This is a genomic window from Litorerythrobacter xanthomarinus, assembly GCF_046254955.1.
Lineage (GTDB): Bacteria > Pseudomonadota > Alphaproteobacteria > Sphingomonadales > Sphingomonadaceae > Qipengyuania_C.
This window is the reverse complement of record NZ_JBJXRG010000001.1, coordinates 171242-194979: the sequence shown is the minus strand read 5'-3', so window position 1 is coordinate 194979 and position 23738 is coordinate 171242. Positions and strand designations below refer to the sequence as shown.

Below are 23738 nucleotides of genomic sequence, written 5' to 3'. Positions count from 1 at the left end.
GCGATAATGCGGCAAAAGTTGAGATGCCGGCGCCCACAAGAAGCTGCGTTTTTGTGCGCGATCCGAGTCTATTGGTATTTTTCATGTTTTTCGAGTCCCCCTCGAACGGCCTCTAACCCCGGGCCGCTGGTTTAAGTACAAATAGCAAGTCCCATCCGCGAAAACGCAGATTTGCTACCTCGCGTGATGGGCAAGGCAGGAAATGATCGCAATTGAAATCTGTTTTGGGCTGCAAACCCCCGGCGGCGTGTGGTGATCTGGCAACACAAGTGCGTAGTTGCGCCTAAGGAACAGTGGATTTTTGATCTGATAGACTGATAAATGACAATTTTTGCCGAGAATGGCCTGCCAACGCGCAATCAGCTTAAATTGAACTATGTGGTGCGAATCGTCATATGAAACTCGCTATACTCGCTAAGTCGCCATCGCCAGATTCGGTATCCGAGTTCGCCAAGACCGGATCGACAGCGATCGATAATTTCCTGACCGATGATGCCGCTGAATCTTTGCTACTAGAACTGCAAAGTGTTGGTCGCTGGCAAGAGATATTCACTGGCAACGGCAAGACTTATGAAATGAGTGCAGCGGATTTCGAGGAGTTATCCGATGAACAGCGAGCAAATATCACGCTGCTGACTCATACCGCGGCCCTGGACGAGTTACAGTACCGTTACCGTTCGATACGGGTATCGGAGGATCCCGCCGAACGCGCCGACAGAGGGCTGGCGATCGATAAGTTCTCAGACCTAATGAATTCTCCGGCCACATTGCAGTATCTAAGGGGGGTGACCGGCCTGGAGGCGATCGATTTCGTCGATGCGCAAGCGACAGCGTATCGCGCGGGGAGTTTCCTCACCAATCACGATGATGACGTTGAAGGGAAAAACCGGCTCGCTGCATATGTGTTCAGCCTCACCCCGCATTGGTCCATGGATTGGGGGGGGCTTCTTCTGCTGGAGAGCGGCAAGTCAGTTTCGGGGTTTATACCCGCATTCAACAGTCTGCGGATTTTCAGCGTCCCGATAAAGCACTGCGTATCAGTTGTGGCGCCATGGGTCGAGGAAACACGCTATTCGATAACTGGTTGGCTGCGATATTCGAGCTAGTTTTCGAGCGACTCGTAGCCGAATTTTTCTATCCAGGGTTCTAGCACCGGCAGGATCGGCTCAAGGTGTTTGCGGTAGTTCTCCCACCGCCCGCTTGCACGTGTGTAGACCTTCTCGGTGACCTGAGAATAACTTGGCGTGCGAATGTACCCGCGGTCTTTTGCTGTCTTCTGATGGTCCAGAAGGTCGTCGGACCATTTTAGGTCAAGGAATTTCATGAGCGGGCGAAGCTCGCTTTCGAGATCTTCGACCATATCTTCATATCGGATTGTGTGAATGTCGAGGGGCATGACCGTGCGGCACTGCTGCCATTGGGCCATTGTCGCGTCGTAGAGCTTTGCTGCGTTTTCCAAAGTTAGGAAGCTCGACATGGCACGCGTGATACGGAAATTCTGCATCCAGCAGCTGAGTACAACATCGCACGGGTGCCTGAGCGTGAATATATACTTTGCGCCAGGGAATGCGCGATGAAGGTATGCTGCTCTGACGGTCATGAGCGGGTATTTGTCTACCAGTATCTGGTCGTGCGGCATGGGAGCGGTTCTCTCCAATTCCGCGAAATAGACCTGCCGTAGGTTACCAACTTCCTGGTGGCTCATTTGCGCTAGGTTTGCGATATCGCCAGCGGCATCTTCCAGTCGCGCAATCATGGCCTCTTCTTCGCGCACATGAAGCGACGAATGGCCCATCAAGATTGTGTCGAGAAGCGTTGTCCCTGACCGTAAAAATCCGCCAAGAAAAATCGGATCTTTTCGGTCTTCTATTCCGGCTAAATCACCCCAAGAATTGAACCATTCACTGGAAACCGTCTCGGTCCGCTTGCGGATGATTGCGCTGTGTTCCGTACCTTCAAATTCACGGGCTTCAGGCCTAAGCGCCATTGCAGCGTTCATTTTGCTGAATGCTTCGAAAGCCATGTCGAATTGGCCGAGCCTGTCAGCCGTCTTGCCAATAAACTCTTGATGCAGGACACCATCCACGAATTCCGGCTCGGACTCCCGCGCAAGTTCGAGTGCTTCCTGAAGCTTACCCTCCCGCTGCAATACGAGAGCTCGCAAATGGTCTACGTCAGGTCCAGAGAGACCTGCTTTATCAGCCTCTGCTATTAATCGCTCAAGGGTATCCAGTCTGTTGTCTTGCTCCATCAACAGGCCCAGATTGAGATACGCACGCAAGTTCTCTTGATCGAGTTGGATCGCCATCCGGTAAGCGTTTTCCGCCTCTTGGCGTAGTTCTAAAGCAGCATAGCAAGTTCCTATTTGATTGAATACTTCCGGATCACGGATGCCCTTGCGAGCGGCCTCGCTTAGCAATGGCAAAGCTTCATCGTGGCACGAGTATCTGACGAGTGATTTGCCGAGCTCGAACAGCACTTCGCCATCGCTTGGATCCAAGGATGCAGCCTCTCGAAACAGTTCAAGCGCCTCCTCAAATCGCTCTGCCGATGTATGCGCCCGCCCCAGGTTCATTGTGATCTGAGCTGATTTGGGTTCATTTTTCTTGGCGGAGGCGAGAGCAGTGATTGCATCATCTGCCCGGTTTGCTGCGATCAATGCGTTACCATAGTTGTTCAGAAGCTGAGCGTCGCCGGGTTGCTGCTTTAGGGCACTTGCGAAAAGCGCAACTGCTGCGTTCACTTTACCCGCCTCTTTCAACGCCAGAGCTCGCAGGTGGAGTGCCGCCGGCTGATCTCCCAACGGTTTGCAAATGGATTCGACTTTGGCGTGTTGCCCCGTCTGAAAGGCAGCTTTCGCGACATTGAAGCGGAGATCGGCATTATCCGGTGCCAAGCTGAGTGCTTTCTCCATGGTGCGCAAACCTGACTTGGGATCACCCCCTTCGGCTTGTGCGACGCCAAGAACCTGGAGGATTTGTGGATTCTTTGGATGAAGGCGCGCAGCTTGAGTTGCAAGTTTTTGCGCGGTCGCAAAATCTTGTCTCTGAATTGCCGCGACCGCCTGCTGCATTGTGGAGACGATGGAGTTCATATTTGACCCTACCGGAAGTTACGGTTGATCTGCGATGGTTAGGGAGGAGTTATAGAAAGGCAAAAGCCAAAATGAAGGGGGCGGACCGAAGCCCGCCCCCTAAATTGGTCAAATTTGTTCCAGAGTGACTAGAACTTCAGACGACCCGACACGAACACCCGACGACCGTAAATGTCATAGAGTGACGGATCGGTGCCTGACTGTGAGTTCGGGGCATATTCTTGCGGGCCCTTGTCGAACAGGTTGTTCACACCAAGACGGAAGGTCATCGGATCAACATTGAACTCGATTGCCGTGTCAACGTAAACTGCAGCGCTTGGTCCGGTGAATGATTCACCGATATACTGCACCGATGCACGGTTCTTCATGCCGTCGATATAGCGGATCCGCGTATCGAGCGAGATGTCTTCGGTCATGGCGAAGTCCATCTGGAGATTGGCTTTCCAACGTGGGAAGCTCGTACCCAGACCTGCACCGAAGTACGAAGCCGTATCGGCATAGTTGATTGTCACACCAGGCAGTTCTTCGACCTTGAAGTCGATCAGGTAGTTGACCAGCAGGTTGAAATCGATCTTCGATTCCGGACCGATGAACTCGGTCGGAAGGCTATAAGCCAGCTGAAGATCGAGACCTGAAGTCTTGAACTTGCCCTGGTTCTGGAAGGTGAAGTAGCCAGAGGCGTCACCACCGAGTGCCGGATCCAGAACGATCTGCAAGATGTATGGTACGCGGAAGAAGCCCGAACAGAAAGGACTGCTCGAATCGAGGCTTTCGTTTGTACCTGGAAGCAGACCGTAACAAGCCGCAATGATCACGTTCGGATCGGGCTGCAGGATCGCGTCAGTCACCTTGATGTTGTAGTAGTCAAGCGACCCGGCCAGGCCGAACGCGTTGAATACTGCACCAAGAGTGAAGGTTGTACCCTTCTCGGGTTTCAGGTCTGTATTGCCTGTATAGCCGAGGAAAACCTGACTACCCGGTGTCTGCTCATATACATCAACAGCAGTCTCGCTGAAGTTGGTGCCAAACGCAGCAGCATCGATACAGAGCTGGCGTGCAGCATCGCCACCGCTCTGGCGGAAGTTACTGCTTACCGAGCAAGGATCATAGAACTGCGGGAACGAACCACCGCCAGCAAACAACTCACCAAAGTTCGGTGCACGCACCGCACGTTGGTAGCTACCGCGAACGCGGAAATTGTCATTCACGTCGGCCGTGAAAGTTGCGCCGTAAGTCCAGTCGCTCTGGCTGTCGCCGTCAATGCCATTCTGGATGTCATTGAAGTCGCTCTTCGAGTTACGTGCAAGAAGCGAAACTTCCATGTAATCCAAGAAGCCATCAGAAACGAGCGGGATGTTCACTTCCGCGAAGAAGTCGGTGAACTTGTTCGTGCCTTCATCGTTCGTACCGGTGTTGAAGCCTGCGATCGGGCCGCTGAGCGAACCTGCATCGTAGAAGTAGTCAAACTTCCGCTGCTCCGCACCAATAACGACTGACAATGGACCAGCCGGGAGTTCGGTCACATCGCCAGCGATGTAGGCCTGATAGATCTCCTGATTGAACTCAGTCGTCGTAGAGGTAGGTGCAGACACGTAGTCGACACAAGCCTGCGATAGCGGTTGACCAGCACCGAAGGGATTGAAGCCGCCTTCACAGATCGAGACACCGCCATCCGGTGCTTCGAGCAGGTTTTGAACTTGCTGAACGTTGACGTTACCGTCGAGATCAACATTCTGAGTCGTGCGACCCTTAGAAGCATAGATCTCGTAACGCCAACCTGGAGCAAATTCACCGCGAAGGCCAACCAGGCCCTGGATGATTTCGTTATTGAAATTCTGCTGACGCAGACCGGTCGGCAGGAAGCGCTTTGCAATCGTGAAAGCTTCGGTCGGGCCAGAGCCAACGATGTTGGTATCATCGCCAGTGCGCGAAGCGAGCAGTGTCGCAAGGTCAGCCGGAATGAACGGGTTTGTCGTTGGTACCAGCAGAGCTGTCACGTTTGCACCCGGCTCAATCAGGCCTGATTTTGCCCGTGTCGAGTTAGTTCCAGTCAGGCTTTCAACCCGCGTGCCGATTGGTGTCGGTGCGAGCGCGGTTGCCGAGCTATACTCAACCCAAGAAGCCTGGGTGAATACCTCAATTGCATCATTGATCTCGTAGTGACCTGTCAGGAACGCGCTTGTGCGTTCGTAGGGCAGAACGAGGTAGTTGATGATATCGAAGTTGTAGGTGTAGAAATCCGGGAAGTAGTTGAGGTTCGGATTTGCAGCCGAGTCAACGCCATCGCGGAAGTTCGTTACATTGCGGTCACTGTTGAAGATACCGATACCGAAAAGTGAGCCATCGGTATTAAAGCCGATGCCCGTAGTCCCTGCAGCCGGAAAATCGGATGGGTCGGACCCATAGCTGGCGAACAAAGCGTCAATCGCGGCTTGGTCAAATGGGTTCGAACCGTCACGAACCGAGCCAGTCGGGAAGGTTCCGGTTGTAGAAGTAGCCTGAGCAGCGAAAGCGCGTTGCCCCTTAAGCATTGCTTCACGACTTGAGTGTTCGACGGCAAGTGCCATGTTACCGCGTCCGTCGGCAAAGTTGCCGCCGATCACGCCAGAGATCTGGTATTCTTCACCATCCCATTCATCAAGAACGTTCTGGTATGTGGCGCGAAGATCGACGCCTTCGAAGTCATCCTTAAGAATGAAGTTGGTAACACCTGCAAGAGCGTCCGCACCGTACACCGCACCAGCACCACCGGTAACGATTTCAACACGCTCAATCAGACCTTGTGGGATCGTATTGATGTCAACGCGCTGCGAGTTATCCGACACCATCGGACGGCGACCATTGAGGAGAACCAGGTTGCGGTTGGCACCAAGGCCACGCAGGTTGATGTTCGATTGGCCACCGTTGCCGGGATTGTTCGAAGTTGAAGTGCCGGCCGGGTTAACCTGCGGCAAGGTGTTCAGGTAGCTTTCAAGCGTAATGTCTGCCTGTTCAACGACCCGATCGCCTGAAACCACCGCAATTGGGCTGGCAGCTTCAAGGTTCGGGCGAACGATACGCGAGCCGGTAACGACGATAACTTCATCGGTGGCGATTGCATCATCGCTGGATGCATCCTGTGCGTCCTGAGCGAAAGCTGGAGAAGCCAGCATTGCAACACCCAAGGCAATCGGCGCAGTGCCGACCTTCAGGCTGGTCAATTTCTTCATGTAATGTACCCCATAAGTTTCACAGTGTTTTCAAGGCACTGCTTTGATAAACCAGAGGCCGATGGCTCGGCCCCGGGCAATACATTGCGCGCATAAATTGCAGTCCACGCACGCAAATGATTCAGTCCCAACAGTCCTGCTAGGCTGTGTCGCCACACTATGGAAAGGGAATGGGTAGTCTCCGATGAAATTACATGGTCGGCGTAACTTTGTTGCAACACTCGGTTCGAATCAGATTTTCGCGCGTTTTTTGCTAGTCGCGTCGCCATAGCGCTTGACCGGCTGACCGGCGGACAATAGCCCGCTGGCACAGATTGCATTTCAATTGGAGACCTTCATGCCTACCGCCTATATCGTCGATGCCGTAAGAACCGCTGGCGGACGCAGGGGAGGGCGCCTTGCCGGTGTCCATCCGGTCGACCTTCTGGCAAAGTCGCTCGACGCTATTGTCGAGCGTAGCGGGATCGATCCGGCGGGAATCGACGATGTGATCACCGGCTGCGTCACGCAGGCGGGCGAGCAGGCAATGCAGGTGGGACGCATGGGCGTGCTGGCTGCAAAGCATCTTCCCAATTCAACCCCGGCGGTGACGATCGATCGCCAGTGCGGCTCTTCGCAGCAGGCGATCCAGTTTGCCGCGCAAGCGGTGATGAGCGGGACGCAGGATGCCGTTATCGCGAGCGGTGTCGAAAGCATGAGCCGCGTGCCGATGGGCTCGAACGCGATGTTCCATATGAAGGAAGGCCTTGGCCATTACATGTCGCCCGAGCTCCAGGCGCAGTTCCCTGGGGTGCAGTTCTCGCAGTTCATGGGAGCGGAGATGATCGTCAAGAAGCATGGCTTCTCGAAGGACGATCTTGACCGCTTTGCACTTGGCAGTCACGAAAAGGCCATCGCCGCGACCAAGTCGGGCGCGTTTGATGCCGAAATCGTCCCCGTCCAGATCGAAACGCCTGAGGGCGAGGAAATGCACACGGTCGATGAGGGCATCCGCTTCGATGCGACGCTGGAAGGGATCGCGGGAGTCAAGTTGCTGAGCGAAGACGGCAGCATCACCGCTGCTTCGTCGAGCCAGATCTGCGACGGTTCCAGCGCGGTGTTGGTCGTGTCGGAAGAGGCGCTCAAGAAATACGGGCTCACGCCGATGGCGCGGATCCATAATCTCACCGTGACTGCAGGTGACCCGGTTATCATGCTCGAAGAGCCGCTGTTCGCCACCGACAAGGCGCTTGAGCGTGCTGGCATGAAGATCGACGAGATCGACCTTTACGAGGTCAACGAGGCTTTTGCGCCCGTGCCGCTCGCCTGGCTCAAGCATACCGGTGCCGATCCAGACAAGCTCAACGTCAACGGCGGCGCGATCGCGTTGGGCCATCCGCTTGGTGCGTCCGGCACGAAGCTGATGGCGACGCTGGTCCATGCGCTCAAGGCGCAAGACAAGAAATACGGCCTGCAGACGATGTGCGAAGGCGGCGGCGTCGCCAATGTCACCATCGTCGAAGCGCTCTAAATCACTCAAATCCAAGAGGAATTATTCATGGAAGTCAGCAGCAATACGCCCGCCATCGTTACCGGCGGGGCATCGGGTCTTGGCGAAGCGACCGCCCGCGCGCTCGCCGCAAAAGGCGCCAAAGTCGCCATATTCGACCTGCAGGAAGAGAAGGGCACCAAGGTCGCCGAGGAAATTGGCGGTATCTTCTGCGAAGTGAATGTGACCGACGAGGCCAGCGTCGATGCCGGGTTCGAAAAGGCGCGCGCTGCACACGGTCAGGAGCGTATCCTGGTAAATTGTGCGGGCACTGGCAATGCGATCAAGACGGCGAAGCGCGATCGGAATACGGGCGAGATCAGCCACTTCCCGCTCGATGCGTTCAACTTCATCATCCAGATCAACCTTGTTGGTACCTTCCGCTGCATCGCTAAGTCGGCGGCGGGCATGATGACGCTCGATCCGCTGTCGGATGACGGCGATCGCGGTGCCATCGTGAATACCGCCAGCGTTGCTGGTGAAGATGGCCAGATCGGCCAGGCAGCCTACTCCGCTTCCAAGGGCGGGGTTATCGGCATGACGCTGCCAATCGCGCGCGACCTGATGGGCGAGGGCATCCGTGTGAACACGATCCTGCCCGGCATCTTCAATACTCCGCTGATGAATGCAGCCCCGCCGCAGGTAAAGGAAGCACTGGCAGCCAGCGTGCCGTTCCCCAAGCGTCTCGGCCATGCGGAAGAATACGCCCATCTCGCCATGACCATGATCGAGAACGGCTACTTCAACGGCGAGGACGTACGCCTCGACGGCGCGATCCGGATGGCCCCTCGCTAAGGATATCCGTCGCTCCTGCGCAGGAGGGATCTTGATTCAAGCAATCGCCGCTCGTGCCGTGTGCACGGGCGGCGTTTTTCTTGGTTCTGGGCCGTTCTGCGTCAGCCAGAAGAATTGCGCATCGTCTTTGTGCGTGCCGCAGCGGCGATTTTGGGCTATGGATCTTCGTAAGCGGGAGAGGAATTGCATGGCCAAGGAAAACAATCCCATGGACTCGATGCGCAATGCGATCGGCGATCTGGAAACGCGGTTTGACGAAATGGCGAAGGCCGTCTTCGGGACCGAGGCGTTTGGGAAGGTCACCGGGAAGGCGACCGAGATCGGTGTGAAGGCGCAGAAACAGATGACCGACCAAATGTCGCGCAACCTGGAGTTCTTCAACATGCCAAGCCGGTCAGATGTGACCGCGATTGGTGAGCGCCTGATGAGCATGGAAGACAAGCTGATCCGCATCGAAACCGCGCTGGAGAAGCTGCTACCCGCGGACGTCAAACCCGCAGCAGGTCCGAAACGCACCCGCAAGCCGCCCTCCAAGTCCAAGGGCTAGCGCATCCGTGTCAGACGCCGACGTAGCAGAGCAAGAAGAACGATCGAGCAGCGCAATCCAGGCGCTCGTCGAACGAACGATCCAGCGCAACATCAAAGGCGTTGAGTATTTCGCTTCAGCAGCGCCGCCAGTGGGTCTCACGCCCAAGGACCGGATCCACAAACGCGGTACGCTTAACCTGTATCGCTACCAGCCGCTTGTCGAAGAAGTCTATCGGGTGCCCATCCTGATGGTGATGGCGACAACCAACAGGGGCTACGTGTTCGACGTTGCGGAAGAACACAGCTTCGTTCGGTTTCTGCTTAACTCAGGATATGACGTTTTTGTGATGGACTGGGACTACCCCCGGCCGGAAGAAAAGAGCCTGAGCCTGGATGACTATGCTTCCCGGTTCTTCGACGAATGCATCTTCAAGGTCCAGCAGGCATCTGGTGAGCAGGAAGTTTCGCTGGTGGGCTACTGCATGGGCGGGGTACTCTCGACGATCTACACCGCCAGCCACCCGGAAGCGCCGATCAAGAATCTTGCCTGCTTTACCACACCGATAGATTTTTCCGAGATGAAGATCTTTTCGCACTTGTCACAGCGCAAGTATTTCGACGTCGATCACCTGGTTGACAGTGTCGGAAATGTGTCTCCCGAAATCCTCCAAGTTTCATTCGACATGCTGCGACCGTCGGGGCGAGTAGCGAGCAATCGCGTCTTGTGGGACAACATGTGGAACGATGATTTCGTGGGATTTCATCGCAAGATGGATCGCTGGGCGAATGACATGCTGCCGCTCGCTGGCGAGTATTTCCGCGATACGGTCAAGAAGCTGATGTGGGACAACCAGTTGCTCAACGGAAAATTGGTCGTCGATGGCCGAACCGCGAACTTGTCGAACATCAAGGTGCCGCTGTTCCATGGTGTGGCGCTGCACGACCACATAGTGCCCTACGAGGCGAGCAAGCATCTAGTCGAGTTGGTAGGCTCAGAAGACAAGGAAGAACTGGTGATGAAGGGCGGGCATATCAGCCTGATTGCCGGTCCTAATGCACCGCGCCGGATGTGGCCCGCGCTCGACCACTGGCTAGCGGAAAGGTCCGTATAGAATGATCCAGAACGTCACCCTCAAAGGCGTCGAATTTGAACTGCGCGAATTAACCGCTGCGGACCGGAATACGGTGCTGGCATTTGCCGCTGCGCTGCCCGCGCACGACCTGTTGTTCCTTCGGCGCGATATCACGCAGACCAAGGTTGTCGAAGCGTGGATCGCCGCGACCGAGGCTGGTGCCTTCACCACGCTCCTTGCAGAACATGAAGGCGCGGTTGTCGGCTGCATTGCGCTTTATACCGACCCGTTGAGCTGGTCTCCACATGTAGGGGAGCTCCGCGTCCTCGTGGCGGACGAGGTACGCAAGCACGGGCTTGGGCGGTGGCTTGTGGAACAGGGGTTCCGCATTGCGCTTGATAAGGGGCTCAGCAAGCTCACGGCCCAGATGACGATTGACCAGAAGGCTGCGATTACCGTGTTTGAAGAACTCGGCTTTCGGGGCGAGGCCTTGCTCAAGGACCAGGTGAGGGATGCGGATGGCAAAATGCATGACCTGGTCGTGCTTGCCTGTGATGTCGCAAACGCCTCGGCCCGGATCGAAGCATATGGGATCGGTGAGAGCGCCTGACTTCGAGTTGGTAATGAAAGGCTGGATACGGCGCGCGCCTTTCCTACCCGGCCGGCACTGCGCTATCCAAATCGCCCATGATCAACGCGAACTCATCACGCTATGCCTTTGCTCCAAGCGCAGCTTGTAAGCACGCCTTTTTCCGGCCCATGGACAGTGCTCCATGTGCTCCATCCAGTAGGATTTCCCGAAGGGAGAGACCCATATGACAGACTACAACCAGATCAAGCTCGACAAGGCTGACGGCATTGCCACGCTTACGCTGCATCGTCCGGAGAAGATGAACGCCTTCACCCGCACGATGATGGACGAGATGATCGCGGCGATGGATGACACCGACGCCGACGATGACGTGCGCGCGCTGATCATCACCGGTGAAGGCGAGCGCGCTTTCTGCGCCGGCGCTGACCTGACGCCGGAGGGCGGCGGGCATGTCTTTTCCGATCCAACGCCGGTCGATGACCTCTCCGATAGCCGCGTGCGTGACGGGGGAGGGCGGCTGACGCTGCGCCTGTTCCAATCGAAGAAGCCGCTGATCGGCGCCTGCAATGGCGTGGCAGTGGGCGTGGGCGCAACGATGCAGCTGCCTTTCGACATGCGGCTGTGTTCGGACAATGCTCGCTTCGGCTTCGTATTCGCACGCCGCGGGATCACGCCCGAAGCATGCTCGAGCTGGTTCCTGCCGCGGCTGGTCGGCATGCAGACTGCGCTCGAATGGTGCATGACGGGCCGAATCTTCGACGCGGGAGAAGCCAAGGATCGGGGTCTCGTCCGCTCGGTCCATGCGCAAGGCGAGCTGATGGACGCGGCGATCGGGATAGCGCGCGAGATTGCCGACAACACCTCTGCCGTGTCGGTCGCGATGACGAGGGCAATGCTGTGGGATCTCGGCGCTGCCGGCCATCCGATGGATGCGCACAGGGTCGACAGCCGCGCGATCTATCGCCTCAGCCGGAGCGCGGATGCGAAGGAAGGCATCGCCAGCTTCCTCGAGAAACGCGCGCCTCAATACCCCAATACGGTCAGCCAAGATATGCCGGATTTCTATCCCTGGTGGGAAGAACCTGATTACAAATGAAAGCTACTTGCTCTCTGGTCGAAGCGCTCTTAACCCATAGATGATGCCTGAGGATAACAATCACCCGACCCGCCTGGCGGATTTCCTGCCGTACCAGCTTTCGATCACGTCCAATGCCGTCAGCTCGCGCATCGCCGACGAGTATCGTGCACGGTTCGGGCTGAGCGTGCCCGAATGGCGCGTCATGGCGATCCTCGGCGATGCCGGAGCGCAAACTCAGCGGGATCTCACCGCGACCACTTTAATGGACAAGGTTGCAGTCAACCGTGCGTGCAAGGTGCTGGAGGACCGCGGGCTGGCATCGAGGCAGCCTAACGAACTCGACGGGCGCTCTCACCATCTCGACCTCACCGAAGCCGGACGCGTCATGCATGGACAGATCATGCCCATTGCTGAAGCGATGGAAGCGGAAATCTTTGGCTGCCTGAGCGATGACGAGCGTGGGCAGTTCAGCGAAATCCTGGGCCGGGTGCGCCAGAGCTCGGGCGATCTCGATCCGGATTCGATTCTCGATCATCTCGGCCCTGAGTAGGGCGGCGATCCGATAACGAAGAAGCCGGACCGCTTGAGCGATCCGGCTCCCGTTTCCCGGTCCCCCCAAAGCGGCCGGAGTTTGTTTCGTTAAGCTATCCGCGTCCCGGTTTGGCCGCGAAGGCATCTGCGATTGAGCAGGCTGCCGGACCAAGGATCACGATGAACAGCACCGGCAGAATGAACATGATCAGCGGAACCGTCATGATTGCCGGCAGACGCGCTGCCTTTTCTTCGGCGCGCATCATACGCTCGTTGCGGAATTCGGCCGACAGCACGCGGAGCGCGGAGGCCAGCGGTGTACCATAACGTTCGGTCTGGATCATGGTCGTGACCACGCCGCGTACCGCTTCGAGATCGACGCGATAGGCGAGGTTGTCGAAAGCCTTCTTGCGCTCGTTGAGGAACGAGAGTTCAATCGCCGTAAGGGCGAACTCGTCGCCCAGCTCGGGATAGGCACGGCCCAGTTCCTTGGCGACGCGGTTGAATGCGGCGTCGACTGTCAGACCAGCCTCGGCGCAAATGACCAGGAGGTCGAGCGCATCCGGCAGGCCCTTGCGGATCGCATCGGAACGCTTGTTCGCGCGGTTTTGCAGGAACAGTTCGGGTCCCTTGTAGCCCAGGATAGCCATGCCCGCGAAGCCGGCGAAGCGCTTGAAATCGCCCCAGCCCGGGAAGACCTCGGAGACGTAGAAAAGATAGAAGCCAACAGCACCCAGAACGATCGGCAGCACAAGGCGTGCACCGATCACGAAGACGGCCAGTTCCTTGTTGCGAATACCGGCGTGAGCCAGCTTCTGCTGCACTACTTCGATCTGGCTTTGCTGGAGGACTTTCATCCCCTTCAGCGTGTCCTTCACCTTGTCAGTAGTGTCGGTACGGCGAACCAGGCTTTGTCGCTTCTTCGCATTGGCGGTGACAATGCCTGCCTTCAGCTCGTCGCGGCGTTCATTGAGCGATTTGACGCGCTTGGCCATCGGGTCTTTCACCGTGACAGCGGCATACACCGCCATGATCATCGCGAAGGCGGCGATCCCGGCAAGGATCGTGCCAACGAGGATGACGTCGAAGCCAAGAAGCGTAGGGCCGGCCGGGTTATCGATCATTGTCTGTGTCCGTCCTGCTCAAATTTCGAAACTGACCATCTTGGCCATGATGAAGGCGCCGATGCTCATCCACACCATGCCGCCGAGTCCGGCCACAATCAGGCGATCATCCTCGAAGAAGCCATTGATATAGCTCGGATTGATCCACCAGATCAGGGTGAAGACGATGAAAGGCAGCGCACCCACGATGTAGGCTGAGGCCTTCGATTCCGAGCTCATCGCGCGGATCTTGAGCTTCATTTGGGCACGCTTGCGCAGCACGTCGGCAAGGTTGGAAAGCGTTTCGGCAAGGTTACCACCGGTTTCACGCTGGATTGCCAAGGTGATGCAGAAGAAGTTGAACTCCGGAATATCCAGTCGGTCGGCAGTTTCCTGCAGACCTTCTTCCATGGTCCGGCCGACCTTGATCCGGTCAACGACAGCTTTGAACTCTTCGCCAACAGGCCCTGGAATTTCCTGGGCCACCACTGCCAGCGTCTCGGTCACGGGCAAGCCGGAACGAAGACCACGAACAAGCAGCTCGATCGCATCGGGAAACTTGGTGTTGAAATTGGTGGTACGCTTCTTGATCGCCATGCCGACGACCATGTGCGGAATGCCAAGACCTGCAAACAGGCCGACAACAAGCGAAAGTAAGAGGGCATTGGTCCGCAGGAACAGCGCTACCGTTACCAGCAGCACGATCCCGATCGATGCGTAGGCATACTGTTGCAGCGTCCAGCCTTTGCCGGTCCGGTCGAGCCTGCCGACCAAGGCTTCCAGCCGCGAGGCCGAGCCTGCGACTCTGTGCATCTTTGGCTTGCGCGACGCGATGGCCTTCTTGAGCTGTGATTCCACCTTGGCATCGGTGCTTTCCGAATGCCTGTAACGGACGGCCTGAAGGCGACGCTGGCTCGACTTGGCCGCCGAAGGGCCGGAGTAAGCCAGGTAGCCAATCACCAGCAGCGTGGTGACTCCGCCAACCAGAAGGATGAGCTGAATGGTGCTCATGCTGTTTTCCCGCCTCTTCTTCTCAGTTGCACATGGATCGGCCGGATTGACCTGAGGTCAGATCCGGCCATTTCCGGCTTATTCCGCGTAGGTTTCTTCGACTGCGCCCTTGTCCTTTTTGGCCAGGAGCGATTTGATGTCGAAAGAACCGAGCAGCGACTTCTTAGCTGGCTCGCCGCCGCTTTCGCCGTCGCCAGCACCGATGATACGGTCGGCGATCTGGCGCATGACGCCTGTCACCTTGCTGTTGCGATTGGCTTCGGCAAAGGTCTGGCCAAGCTTCGCAGCATTGGTTGCACCCTTCACGTCATATGGCATGACAAAGTCGATCTCGCGCTCAATCGAGGCTTCGAAATCGGCCTTGCTGATCTCTCCAGCGCCCGACTGAACTTTGTTGGCGACAACGATCGGAATCGCGTGCATCGCGTTGGACTTCAGCCAGGAGAGAATACGGATCGTGTCGCGGGCAGCAGCCAGCGTCATTTCCGTCGTCACCACCACGACATTTACGTCGGAGAGGAGATGAGGGAAGTTAATCAGCATGTTACGCGGCATGTCGACAACGGTCATCGAGAATGCCTGGCGGAACTCTTCTTCCAACTGAAGGAAGGCCGCGCCATCGGTCATCAGCGGTGAGTTGATCGGTGCCTCGGCCGAAAGGATCGCGAGATTATCGTTCGCGCGGATCATGGCGCGTTCGATGAACAGACCATCGATCCGGCTCGGATTGTCGATCGCATCGGTAAGACCGCGGCCCGGCTCGAGATCGAGTGCCAGTGCGCCAGTGCCGAAATGGATGTCCAGATCGAGCAGGGCGGTTGGAAGGCTGTGGTCGGCCCCGAACATCCATGCAAGCGAAGTTGCAAGGGTCGATGCGCCGACACCGCCGCGGGTGCCGATGATGGCGGTCGAGATGTGGTGCTTGGCCACGTCTGGATCGCTCGATTTCGGTGCAGCGAACACGGCCTGGGCCTGGTTCAGTGCGTCACGAACCTGATTGGCCGAAAGCGGCTTCAGCAGGTAGTCGTGGATGCCGCTGGCAAGCAGATCGCGATAAAGACGAACATCGTTCACCTGGCCGATGGCAACCACCACTGTGCCGGGTTCGCAAACCTCTGCGAGGGCGTTGATATCGTTGAGCGGGTCACCGCTTTCCGACAGATCGACCATCAGGATGTTCGGGCTGGCGCTGACCGAAAGCGACTGGACAGCGTTACGAAGGCCACCCTTGTTGCATTTCTCAGGCTGCCATCCGAGTTCGATAGCCACCGGGCGAAGGATGTCCAGAGACGTCTCGTCGCAGATGTAGGCAGCAAACGCGTCGCGATTGCCAGCTGGTGAAAAGGGCGCGTTCATGACTTAGTTCCCTTCGCTCGTAGTATTCTGGGTCAGGCCACCGGTGCCGGTAGGAGCCTGTTCGCGGTAACTGTCGATAGCCTTGGTTGAACTCATCACGACGGTCTCGCCGGTGCCCTTCTGGCCACGGATGAGATCTTCGGGATTGGCGACCATGGCAGCCAGGTTGCCGTTCACGGCGCAGCCGTAATTCGCGTAGGTGCCATTGTTGTAATTCATGTCGCTGGTGGTCGACCAATCGGGACATCCAGGAACGGAGGCTTCCGACCGGGTCACGACGACGCGAACCTGTCCCGGGCTAACTTGCCCGCTGGTAACCGGTGCCCCCTCGCTGACGATGATTCCGTCGCGCCCGGCGATTGTGTTGACCGACTCATAAGTCGCACGGCTGGCCATCGGATCGTCAATCGAGACGCGGTCGCCATAGCGAAGATCCATGGCTTCGAACCATTCGGCCAAGCGACGCTGCTCGCTGATCGACAGCCCGTCGGGTCCGCTGCTCAGATCGAGCGTGTAGTTGGTGCGTTCGACGACCGGCTGCTTGACCGAGTTCAGCTGACGGTTCTGCGGCATCGTGTTGCACGCGCCGAGAGCCATGCTGAGCGTGACGGCGAGCGCCCCCGCCAGTTTGCTTTTGCTTGCAATAGGCATTGTACTCACCTTCCTCAATTCAGGCTGAAGCCAGGCTTGGCAGCGGCGCTACCAATCTCAGGCCGATTCTTGGCTTCCGGAGTGGCCATGGCCATTGCCGGAAGTTCGTTTCCGGGTGCACCTTCAGGAGCGTTGTGCGAGACCTGCGGAGCAACTGCTTCATTGTCCCGTGCGGTCGGAACCGGGCGCGATGCCCCGCTCACACCGTCATTATCCTGGAATGCGAACGTCTGTTCCGTCATCGTCGGGATCTGGAACCCGTCCGTCGGCAATTTAATGTCGTTCGCGTTGACCGGCGACACCAGATACGGTGTCACTACGATTACCAGTTCGGTTTCACCCTTCTGGAAGTTGGTCGAGCGGAACAGGTTGCCGAGGATCGGCACATCGCCGAGGCCGGGAGCCTTTTCGAGTGAGTTGTTCGCCGAGTTCGACAGCAGGCCTGCAATCATGAAGCTCTGTCCCGAGCCGAGCTCGATCGTCGTTTCTGCACGGCGGACGGTCAGGGCAGGGATAACGAAGCCGTTAACCTGAACTGCACCTTGATTGGTCAGCTCGGATACCTCTGGACGAACACGCAGTGAGATTCGGCCGTTGGCCAGAACTGTAGGCGTGTAGGCCAAGCTAACACCGTACTTCTTGTATTGGATCGTGGTCGTACCCAGGCCCCCGCTTTGGGGGATCGGGAACTCACCGCCGGCCAGGAAGTCAGCTGTTTCGCCAGACAAAGCGGTCAGGTTTGGCTGTGAAAGTGTTGTCACCAGGCCCTGGGTTTCCGCAAGATCAAGCGCTGCCGCGATATCGATGCCAAGCAAGCCACCAAAGCCGCTCAGGGTCGTGCCTGATTCAAGCTGGTCGATGATGGTGTAGCCGTCACCTTCAAAATTCTGACCCGTCGCGGTACCAAACGGAGTAAGCCGCTGTCCGGTAACGGGATCGAAGAAACGCGGCTGGAACTGTGCGACTGCACCGCGGCCCTGTCCAACACCAAATTGGAAACCACTCGACGTATCGACAGTAGCTAGGTTCGCGCCAATAGCACGAACCAGCGAGCGGCTCACCTCAGCAAACTTTACCTGCAGGTTGACCTGCAGCGGCGTTGCCATCTTCAGGCGGCTGATCACATTGGTGCCTTCGCCGGTGAATGCCTGTACCAGGCGTTCGGCCTCGGCTGCGTCTTCAGGCGCGGCAACCGTTCCAGTCAGAAGCACCGTGTTGGTGCCCATGGTGGAAACATTGACCTTGGCTTCCGGCATCGCGAGCGTCAGCATCTGATCGATGCTATCGATGTTTGAACCGACGCGGATGTTGGCAGCCCAGATGACGGTGCCGGCAGCGTTGCTGGCATATACAGTGGTCTGGCCGCCCGCCTTGCCGAAGACATAAAGCTGGCTGCGCGATTTCACCTGCACATCAGCAACGCCTTCGTTGGCGATAAATACGTCCGACATATTGCCCGGTACCGTGACCAGTTCGCCGCGTCCGATCGACAGGACGATATCCTGCGATGGGCTCACGACAGACTGGGCCGTTGCGGTGGTCGTCGGCATGCTTGCGAGCGGCGCGAGCGCCAGGCTGGCAAGCAGCACTTTGGTGGTAAGACGACGTTTCATGGTTTTGCCCCCTGAGTTATTCGCTGTGGTGGTCACGGCGATCACCGGACGTTCATTTGCATGGCGGCGCTGGAAGCCTGGGCAGCCTTGCCCGCTCCAGCAGCCTGTTTGGCGAGGAAACCGGCGGTTGCGCCCGAGATAGCTGCTGCGCGCGAGCCGTTGCTGGCTACCGGAACAACCTGGGTCTGCTTGCCGCGAGTTACGCGAACACCGGGGCCGGAATACTGTCCCGAGGGCGCAGCGACGCTAGGAGCCGAACCGTTGTTCGACGATCCGCCACTGCGACCCTGTGCGGGCTTCGATGCACGCTGGAAGCGCGAAACATCAGCACCGGTGACATAAGTTGACTTGCTGTCGATTGGACGGCCCATAGCTTCGCGGATCAGACGCTCTTCTTCTTCCGGTGTTGCGTTGTCGGGAAGAGTGATGTCACCGGCAGCAAGAGCTGCTTCCAGTTCGCCTTGATTGTCGGCCAGCGAACGCAGCGAGAGGCTGAGCGTGCCGATTGTCTGGGCAACAGCGACCTTTTCCGCGATCTTTGGTGTCACTTCGAGAGTGACAGTGCGGAAGGCCTTGACGACAGTCTGACCATCAACGGTCTTCTGTTCGGTTTTCTGGTCGGTTGCGAGTACACGCATATTGTGCAAGATCGTTTCCGAAGCTTTCAGAGCCTGGCCTTCGCCCTTAACCGACTGGGTCAGGACGATGTCGACGCGGTCACCCGGGAAGACGAAGCCGGCCACACCGGTTTTAGCGGAAACAGGAATGGTTACGGCGCGCATGCCTGGGCCAAGCGCCGCAGCAAGGAAGCCGCGATCGCCAGGGCTCACGAGTGAACCCTGGGTCACCGGTTCGCCGGCCGTGACGGGATGACGAACGACCGTACCAAGTAGCTTGGTCATGTCGGCTTCGCCATCAATGAAATAGACATCCTGCACCAAGTCTTCCGGCCACGCCTGGAAGCCCAATGCGTCAGCCGTAATGATGGTGCCTGTCGGCAGAGTGCGCTGCGCAACCAGGACCTTGGGTCCCGTCTGCACTGCAGCTTCCGCAGCAGGAGCTCCCGCTCCAGCGAACATACTCCGGGCTACCAGTGCCGTACCGATCGCGATGACCAGTGCTCCCAGCAGCAGAACCAGCTTCTTCCTGTCCATGGCTATTAAGCCCCCTCATTGGCTCGGCACACTTTCCGAGCGATCATGGTTTTCGTGCTTAAGACCGAATTGGTTAAGATCGGGTTGTCAGCCCGCTACGATCCCTTGACCTGCCAGCGGCAGATAATTCGTTCCAAGCACCCAAAGTCCCCCGATCGCGATGGCAACGCCGTATGGTACGGCGATGCGATCCCGCTGCCGGCGCATGACGTGCCAGCTACCAACAGCAATGGTCAGCACACCGCCGACCAGGGCCATCACGATCACTATCTTCAAAAAATCTGCCGGTACGATCCATAGCGCCAGCGCAGAGAGCAGCTTTACGTCGCCGCCTCCCATCCAGCGCAGTGCGAACAGCACGGCAAGAAAAGCGAACACCCCCAAAGCGACACCCAGCTGGATTGCCACGCCCGGCCACAGGCTCAGCCCGCTGGCCCACCAGTAAAGCGGTGCGGTGAGGGCGATACCGGCAGTAAGCCAATTGTCTATTTGACGGCGGTGGATATCGGTCGCAGCCGCATAAAGCAGCGCGATTGCCAATGCAGCAAGCAGCCCGTACTGGAAAAAATCGCTCGGCATTGTACCCCCCGAAACCCCTTCGGTGGGCTTGCTACAGAGTAGTGCTTACTAAAAAGTAACCAACCGCAGGAGGATGGTATTAGCCAAGGAGAAGCAGGCGAGAGCGTGGTGATCGACCGTCGCAAGATTCCTTCCCATGCGGAAGAGTCCCACTGGCAGGCAGGGGATGGTCACTCGATCCGCCGGATCGATTGGCCCGGTGCAGCTGGTGAAGACGGAGAGAGGCAGCGCGGTTCAATACTGTTCTTCCCCGGCCGAGGTGATCACTACGAAAAATATCTCGAATCTCTGGAAGAATGGCATCGTGATGGTTGGCGGGTCACGGCATCGGATTGGCGCGGGCAGGGGGCCTCGGGCAGGTTGGGCGCCGATGCGGTAACTGGCCATATCGCCGACTTCTCGATGTGGATCGATGACCTGGCGCATCTCTGGAAGCAGTGGAAAGCTGAAACGCCGGGCCCGCACGTGCTTGCCGGACACTCGATGGGTGGGCATTTGGGGCTACGCGCAGTGGCCGAGGACCGGGTTGATCCTGACGCACTGGTGCTATCCGCGCCCATGCTGGGTTTCACAGGTCAGTTCCTGCCCCTCGCATTGATGCATAGCTCAGCCAAGCTGATGTCCTCGCTCGGTGATCCCAAGCGTCCGGCGTGGAAATGGAGCGAGAAGCCGGGCGAGATACCTGCTGCGCGGGCAAAATTGCTGACCCATGATGCGGATCGCTATGCCGATGAGGCGTGGTGGCGCGAACATCGGCCGGAACTGGTTATGGGGCCGGGTAGCTGGGGCTGGGTCGAGCGCGCCTATGCTTCGATGCGCGGCCTGATGGATGGTCCATTGCTCGAGAAGGTCCAGACGCCAGTTTTGGCGCTGGCCACCTCGATCGACAAGCTGGTAGACATAGGTGCGATCCGCACCGCGATGCGACGCTTGCCTAAGGGCGAGCTTATTGAATTCGGAGATGAGGCCCATCACGAGATCCTGCGCGAGATTGATCCGGTGCGCGACCGGGCAATGGCTGCCGTTAGCGAGTTTCTCGGACGGGTCGTACCGAAGCAGTGAGTCCTCGCAGTTTCGACTTTGCGATTGTCGGAGCCGGCATGGCGGGAGCGAGCCTTGCTGCAGAGCTCGCGCCGTACGCCTCGGTGTTGCTGCTCGAAGCCGAATCGCAGCCGGGCTACCATGCCACGGGCCGTTCGGCCGCGTTCTGGGACGAATGCTATGGCGGCCCACACGTTAATCCGCTTACCTTGGCATCGGGTCCTTTCCTGCGCGAGCATGGCCTGCTCAGCCCGCGCGGCGCAATATACATCGGGCGGGCCGCGGATTCTTCGATGCTGGATGCCTTCATGGAGGAGTTCCGCGAAACCGGTGCCACTATCGAGCGCGTCGATCAGTCCTTCATGCGAAGCAAGATTGCCGGGCTCTCAGCGGAGTGGTGCGATGCTGTCTGGGCGCCCAAATGTGCCGATATCGATGTCGCCGAATTGCACTCACATTATTTGCGAGCGGCCAGGACCGCAGGTGCGGAGATTGTCCCTCGCGCCCGGTTGAACAGCGCGGAGTGGCGTGCAGGCTTTTGGCGTCTGGGGAGCGACCAAGGCGGCGAGTGGCGCGCGGCCAACCTGGTCAATGCCGCAGGCGCATGGGCTGATGATATTGCGCTCATGGCAGGTGTCGGGCCGCTTGGTATCAAGCCCTACCGGCGGACGGTTGCGCAACTGCGGACAAACCCGCCGACTGCGCCCGATCTGCCGCTCACCATCGACATTGGCGGTTCCTTCTATTTCAAGCCGGAAAGCGGCAAGCTGTGGCTCAGTCCACACGATGAAACACCCAGCGCACCCGTTGACGCCGCTCCTGATGAACTCGATATCGCAAAGGCGATCGCTGCGTTCGAACTGGTCGTCGATTGCGAGATCGAAGCAGTGGAGCACAAATGGGCTGGATTGCGCAGCTTCGCTCCTGATCGCATTCCCGTGCTGGGGAGGGATCCGCGGCGCGATCGCTTCGTGTGGTTCGCAGGTCAAGGCGGCTTCGGTATCCAGACAGCTCCGGCTGCTGCCCGTATGATAGCGCAAGCGTTGCTGGGCCACCCAAGTGACACCATGACGTCGTCAGTCGACTCCGAAGCCTACACTCCTGGGCGCTTGCTCTAGCCAATCGAAATTTGGCTGCTAGTGTGGGTCGCGAATCCTAGCAGAGAGAAGGGAGTGCGACCGTGGGTCACCATTTCGAAATTTACAAAGACAAGAAGGGCGAGTTCCGCGTCCGCTTCAAATACAACAAGGAAATCATGTTCTCGACCGAAGGCTATTCGAGCAAGGATTCGGCCAAGAACGCTATCAAGTCGATACAGAAGAATGGTCCCGGAGCGGACGTAGTCGACAACAGCTAGGTAGTATTACAACTGTTCAGCGAAAGGCCGGTGTCACTCTGTGGCGCCGGCCTTTTCTGCTTCCCTGCTGGCGAGCTGGTCCACTCGTTCGTTCTCGGCGTGACCCGAATGGCCCTTCACCCAATGCCAGCAAATCCGATGATGATCGGTCGCGGCATCGAGCGCTTCCCACAGGTCGGCATTCTTGACAGGTTTCTTGCCCGCCGTAATCCATCCGCGCTTTTTCCAGCCATGGATCCATTGGGTGATCCCGTCGATCACATATTTACTGTCCGAATATAGCTCGATCTCGCACGGCGTATTCAGCGCTTCAAGCGCTCTTATGACGGCGGTCATTTCCATGCGATTGTTGGTTGTCTCTGGTTCACTTCCAGACAGTTCTTTTTCGTGTTTGCCCATGCGCAGCAGTGCGCCCCAGCCGCCCGGGCCGGGATTGCCCTTGCAAGCTCCGTCAGTAAAAATTTCGACCTGCTTCACGAGAATATCTCTCCACCGCGGGAGCGATAGGTCTCTAGTCTTCGCATGAAATCCATCGGATCCTTACGTGTGACGAGCGCGTCATGCGGCGTTTCGAGCCAATCTTCTGCGCGGCTCGCAACGAACCGAAGGCATGCACCTTGGGCAAGTACGGGAAGTGCGTCGCGCTCCTCTTGAGAAAGCGAACGCACTGATTCGTATCCCTCGATGAGCGCTTCGCCGACATCTTCGTGGAATGTACTCCCGCCTCGCTCAAATGCCCATGCGGCGTGGGTCACAGCCAGATCGTAAGCCATCGCGTCGCTGCAGGCGAAATAGAAGTCGATCATGCCCGAGACATTGCTTCCGATCATCAGCACATTGTCAGGAAAGAGATCCGAGTGAATTATCGATTGCGGCAATTGCTCGGGCCCTGAAGCTGCCAAATCATGGGCAATCGTGATTGCTGGTGGCAGTGCCGGATCGATACCGGAAAGTGCTTCCGCACCGCATTGCGAGAGGACCTTGGCACTGCTCATAATGCCCAAGCTATTCGGACGCTGGGTGGGAAAATCTTTCGCGGCGATATGCACCCTGGCCAGGGCCTCTCCGACCGATCTCGCCTGGTCGACCGTCGGATGATCGACCGAGACACCCGGCAAGAATTCAATCAGTGCAACCGCCTTGCCATCGATCATGCGATAAGCGGCGCCTTCGCGATCATGGATTGTGCGCGGGACTGGACAGTCATGTTCGGACAAGTGATCGAGTAGGCCAAGGAAAAATGGCAGATCCGCATAGTCAATCCGCCGCTCGTACATGGTGAGGATAAATCGCGCTCCAGCGGCGTCGGCGCCAGTGGTTTCGATCAGCCAGTTACTGTTCGAAACGCCCTCGGCGATGCCCTTCGCCGATGTAAGGGTGCCGACGTCGTAGTGAGCAACGAGTTCGTCCAGATCTTTCGCGGCGAGATGGGTATAGACGGCCAA

22 protein-coding genes are annotated in these 23738 nt (G+C 57.8%); 11 read left to right on the top strand and 11 right to left on the bottom strand.

The annotated features are described in order from the left end of the window. Nucleotides 1-395: 395 nt before the first annotated feature. The gene (locus tag ACEWMW_RS00995) at nucleotides 396-1106 is read left to right on the top strand and encodes a 2OG-Fe(II) oxygenase (RefSeq protein ID WP_409412025.1); all 711 of its coding nucleotides are present in this window, start codon (nucleotides 396-398) and stop codon (nucleotides 1104-1106) included. On the opposite strand, the gene ACEWMW_RS00990 is transcribed toward ACEWMW_RS00995, so the two are convergent. Both ACEWMW_RS00990 and ACEWMW_RS00985 read right to left on the bottom strand, forming a co-directional pair. Next, complete coding sequence (locus ACEWMW_RS00990; protein ID WP_409412024.1) at nucleotides 1103-3094, bottom strand: sulfotransferase; 1992 nt, start codon at nucleotides 3092-3094, stop codon at nucleotides 1103-1105. The two genes, ACEWMW_RS00995 and ACEWMW_RS00990, sit on opposite strands and share 4 nt — an antisense overlap. Nucleotides 3095-3222: 128 nt before the next feature. After that, nucleotides 3223-6303 (bottom strand): TonB-dependent receptor domain-containing protein, encoded by a 3081-nt coding sequence (locus tag ACEWMW_RS00985; protein ID WP_409412023.1) that lies wholly within the window; start codon nucleotides 6301-6303, stop codon nucleotides 3223-3225. Nucleotides 6304-6640: 337 nt separating this feature from the next. Here ACEWMW_RS00985 and ACEWMW_RS00980 point away from each other — a divergent pair, with 337 nt between their 5' ends. From ACEWMW_RS00980 to ACEWMW_RS00950, 7 genes are all read left to right on the top strand, one after another. Then, the gene (locus ACEWMW_RS00980; RefSeq protein WP_409412022.1) at nucleotides 6641-7813 is read left to right on the top strand and encodes an acetyl-CoA C-acetyltransferase; all 1173 of its coding nucleotides are present in this window, start codon (nucleotides 6641-6643) and stop codon (nucleotides 7811-7813) included. Between the two features lie 27 nt (nucleotides 7814-7840). After that, the gene (locus ACEWMW_RS00975) at nucleotides 7841-8626 is read left to right on the top strand and encodes an SDR family NAD(P)-dependent oxidoreductase (protein ID WP_409412021.1); all 786 of its coding nucleotides are present in this window, start codon (nucleotides 7841-7843) and stop codon (nucleotides 8624-8626) included. 187 nt (nucleotides 8627-8813) lie between these two features. Beyond that, entirely contained in the window at nucleotides 8814-9173 is a 360-nt protein-coding gene (locus ACEWMW_RS00970) for a hypothetical protein (RefSeq protein WP_409412020.1), read from the top strand. Nucleotides 9174-9180: 7 nt separating this feature from the next. Beyond that, the gene (locus ACEWMW_RS00965; RefSeq protein ID WP_409412019.1) at nucleotides 9181-10266 is read left to right on the top strand and encodes an alpha/beta fold hydrolase; all 1086 of its coding nucleotides are present in this window, start codon (nucleotides 9181-9183) and stop codon (nucleotides 10264-10266) included. A 1-nt stretch (nucleotide 10267) separates the two neighbouring features. Next, the gene (locus ACEWMW_RS00960; protein ID WP_409412018.1) at nucleotides 10268-10837 is read left to right on the top strand and encodes a GNAT family N-acetyltransferase; all 570 of its coding nucleotides are present in this window, start codon (nucleotides 10268-10270) and stop codon (nucleotides 10835-10837) included. A gap of 205 nt (nucleotides 10838-11042) precedes the next feature. Further along, on the top strand, nucleotides 11043-11915 hold the full coding sequence (locus tag ACEWMW_RS00955) for a crotonase/enoyl-CoA hydratase family protein (protein WP_409412017.1): 873 nt from the start codon (nucleotides 11043-11045) through the stop codon (nucleotides 11913-11915). Nucleotides 11916-11958: 43 nt separating this feature from the next. Then, nucleotides 11959-12447 (top strand): MarR family winged helix-turn-helix transcriptional regulator, encoded by a 489-nt coding sequence (locus ACEWMW_RS00950; RefSeq protein WP_409412016.1) that lies wholly within the window; start codon nucleotides 11959-11961, stop codon nucleotides 12445-12447. 94 nt (nucleotides 12448-12541) lie between these two features. On the opposite strand, the gene ACEWMW_RS00945 is transcribed toward ACEWMW_RS00950, so the two are convergent. From ACEWMW_RS00945 to ACEWMW_RS00915, 7 genes are all read right to left on the bottom strand, one after another. Then, nucleotides 12542-13552: a type II secretion system F family protein gene (locus ACEWMW_RS00945; protein ID WP_409412015.1), complete on the bottom strand. Its 1011-nt coding sequence runs from the start codon at nucleotides 13550-13552 to the stop codon at nucleotides 12542-12544. 18 nt (nucleotides 13553-13570) lie between these two features. Next, nucleotides 13571-14542 (bottom strand): type II secretion system F family protein, encoded by a 972-nt coding sequence (locus ACEWMW_RS00940; RefSeq protein WP_409412014.1) that lies wholly within the window; start codon nucleotides 14540-14542, stop codon nucleotides 13571-13573. 78 nt (nucleotides 14543-14620) lie between these two features. Continuing rightward, nucleotides 14621-15898, bottom strand: a complete 1278-nt coding sequence (locus ACEWMW_RS00935) for an AAA family ATPase (RefSeq protein ID WP_409412013.1) — start codon at nucleotides 15896-15898, stop codon at nucleotides 14621-14623. Nucleotides 15899-15901: 3 nt separating this feature from the next. Then, on the bottom strand, nucleotides 15902-16549 hold the full coding sequence (locus ACEWMW_RS00930) for a CpaD family pilus assembly protein (protein ID WP_409412012.1): 648 nt from the start codon (nucleotides 16547-16549) through the stop codon (nucleotides 15902-15904). 14 nt (nucleotides 16550-16563) lie between these two features. After that, nucleotides 16564-18162 carry a type II and III secretion system protein family protein gene (locus tag ACEWMW_RS00925; protein WP_409412011.1) on the bottom strand — a complete coding sequence of 533 codons (1599 nt, stop codon included), beginning with the start codon at nucleotides 18160-18162 and terminating at the stop codon, nucleotides 16564-16566. 41 nt (nucleotides 18163-18203) lie between these two features. Next, nucleotides 18204-19316, bottom strand: a complete 1113-nt coding sequence (cpaB, locus tag ACEWMW_RS00920) for a Flp pilus assembly protein CpaB (RefSeq protein WP_409412010.1) — start codon at nucleotides 19314-19316, stop codon at nucleotides 18204-18206. Nucleotides 19317-19403: 87 nt separating this feature from the next. Next, the gene (locus ACEWMW_RS00915; RefSeq protein WP_409412009.1) at nucleotides 19404-19895 is read right to left on the bottom strand and encodes an A24 family peptidase; all 492 of its coding nucleotides are present in this window, start codon (nucleotides 19893-19895) and stop codon (nucleotides 19404-19406) included. A 105-nt stretch (nucleotides 19896-20000) separates the two neighbouring features. Between ACEWMW_RS00915 and ACEWMW_RS00910 the strand changes: the two genes are divergently transcribed. The 3 genes from ACEWMW_RS00910 (at nucleotide 20001) to ACEWMW_RS00900 (ending at nucleotide 22293) form a co-directional block, all read left to right on the top strand. Beyond that, a complete protein-coding gene (locus tag ACEWMW_RS00910) occupies nucleotides 20001-20957 on the top strand; it encodes an alpha/beta fold hydrolase (protein WP_409412008.1) in 957 nt (318 codons plus the stop codon). Continuing rightward, a complete protein-coding gene (locus ACEWMW_RS00905) occupies nucleotides 20954-22054 on the top strand; it encodes an NAD(P)/FAD-dependent oxidoreductase (RefSeq protein WP_409412007.1) in 1101 nt (366 codons plus the stop codon). Before ACEWMW_RS00910 ends, ACEWMW_RS00905 begins: the two co-directional genes overlap by 4 nt. Before the next feature lie 62 nt (nucleotides 22055-22116). Beyond that, nucleotides 22117-22293, top strand: a complete 177-nt coding sequence (locus tag ACEWMW_RS00900) for a YegP family protein (RefSeq protein ID WP_409412006.1) — start codon at nucleotides 22117-22119, stop codon at nucleotides 22291-22293. A gap of 33 nt (nucleotides 22294-22326) precedes the next feature. On the opposite strand, the gene rnhA is transcribed toward ACEWMW_RS00900, so the two are convergent. After that, a complete protein-coding gene (rnhA, locus tag ACEWMW_RS00895) occupies nucleotides 22327-22770 on the bottom strand; it encodes a ribonuclease HI (protein ID WP_409412005.1) in 444 nt (147 codons plus the stop codon). After that, nucleotides 22767-23738: a homoserine kinase gene (locus ACEWMW_RS00890; protein ID WP_409412004.1), complete on the bottom strand. Its 972-nt coding sequence runs from the start codon at nucleotides 23736-23738 to the stop codon at nucleotides 22767-22769. The genes rnhA and ACEWMW_RS00890 overlap by 4 nt, the downstream gene beginning before the upstream one ends.

Coding starts and splice junctions, on each gene's coding strand:
- ACEWMW_RS00960 (WP_409412018.1), top strand. CDS start 10,268: ATGATCCAGAACGTCACCCTCAAAGGCGTCGAATTTGAACTGCGCGAA.
- ACEWMW_RS00970 (WP_409412020.1), top strand. CDS start 8,814: ATGGCCAAGGAAAACAATCCCATGGACTCGATGCGCAATGCGATCGGC.
- ACEWMW_RS00950 (WP_409412016.1), top strand. CDS start 11,959: ATGCCTGAGGATAACAATCACCCGACCCGCCTGGCGGATTTCCTGCCG.
- ACEWMW_RS00940 (WP_409412014.1), bottom strand. CDS start 14,542: ATGAGCACCATTCAGCTCATCCTTCTGGTTGGCGGAGTCACCACGCTG.
- ACEWMW_RS00980 (WP_409412022.1), top strand. CDS start 6,641: ATGCCTACCGCCTATATCGTCGATGCCGTAAGAACCGCTGGCGGACGC.
- ACEWMW_RS00995 (WP_409412025.1), top strand. CDS start 396: ATGAAACTCGCTATACTCGCTAAGTCGCCATCGCCAGATTCGGTATCC.
- ACEWMW_RS00930 (WP_409412012.1), bottom strand. CDS start 16,549: ATGCCTATTGCAAGCAAAAGCAAACTGGCGGGGGCGCTCGCCGTCACG.
- ACEWMW_RS00955 (WP_409412017.1), top strand. CDS start 11,043: ATGACAGACTACAACCAGATCAAGCTCGACAAGGCTGACGGCATTGCC.
- ACEWMW_RS00925 (WP_409412011.1), bottom strand. CDS start 18,162: ATGAAACGTCGTCTTACCACCAAAGTGCTGCTTGCCAGCCTGGCGCTC.
- ACEWMW_RS00985 (WP_409412023.1), bottom strand. CDS start 6,303: ATGAAGAAATTGACCAGCCTGAAGGTCGGCACTGCGCCGATTGCCTTG.
- cpaB (WP_409412010.1), bottom strand. CDS start 19,316: ATGGACAGGAAGAAGCTGGTTCTGCTGCTGGGAGCACTGGTCATCGCG.
- ACEWMW_RS00945 (WP_409412015.1), bottom strand. CDS start 13,552: ATGATCGATAACCCGGCCGGCCCTACGCTTCTTGGCTTCGACGTCATC.
- ACEWMW_RS00990 (WP_409412024.1), bottom strand. CDS start 3,094: ATGAACTCCATCGTCTCCACAATGCAGCAGGCGGTCGCGGCAATTCAG.
- ACEWMW_RS00915 (WP_409412009.1), bottom strand. CDS start 19,895: ATGCCGAGCGATTTTTTCCAGTACGGGCTGCTTGCTGCATTGGCAATC.
- ACEWMW_RS00935 (WP_409412013.1), bottom strand. CDS start 15,898: ATGAACGCGCCCTTTTCACCAGCTGGCAATCGCGACGCGTTTGCTGCC.
- ACEWMW_RS00975 (WP_409412021.1), top strand. CDS start 7,841: ATGGAAGTCAGCAGCAATACGCCCGCCATCGTTACCGGCGGGGCATCG.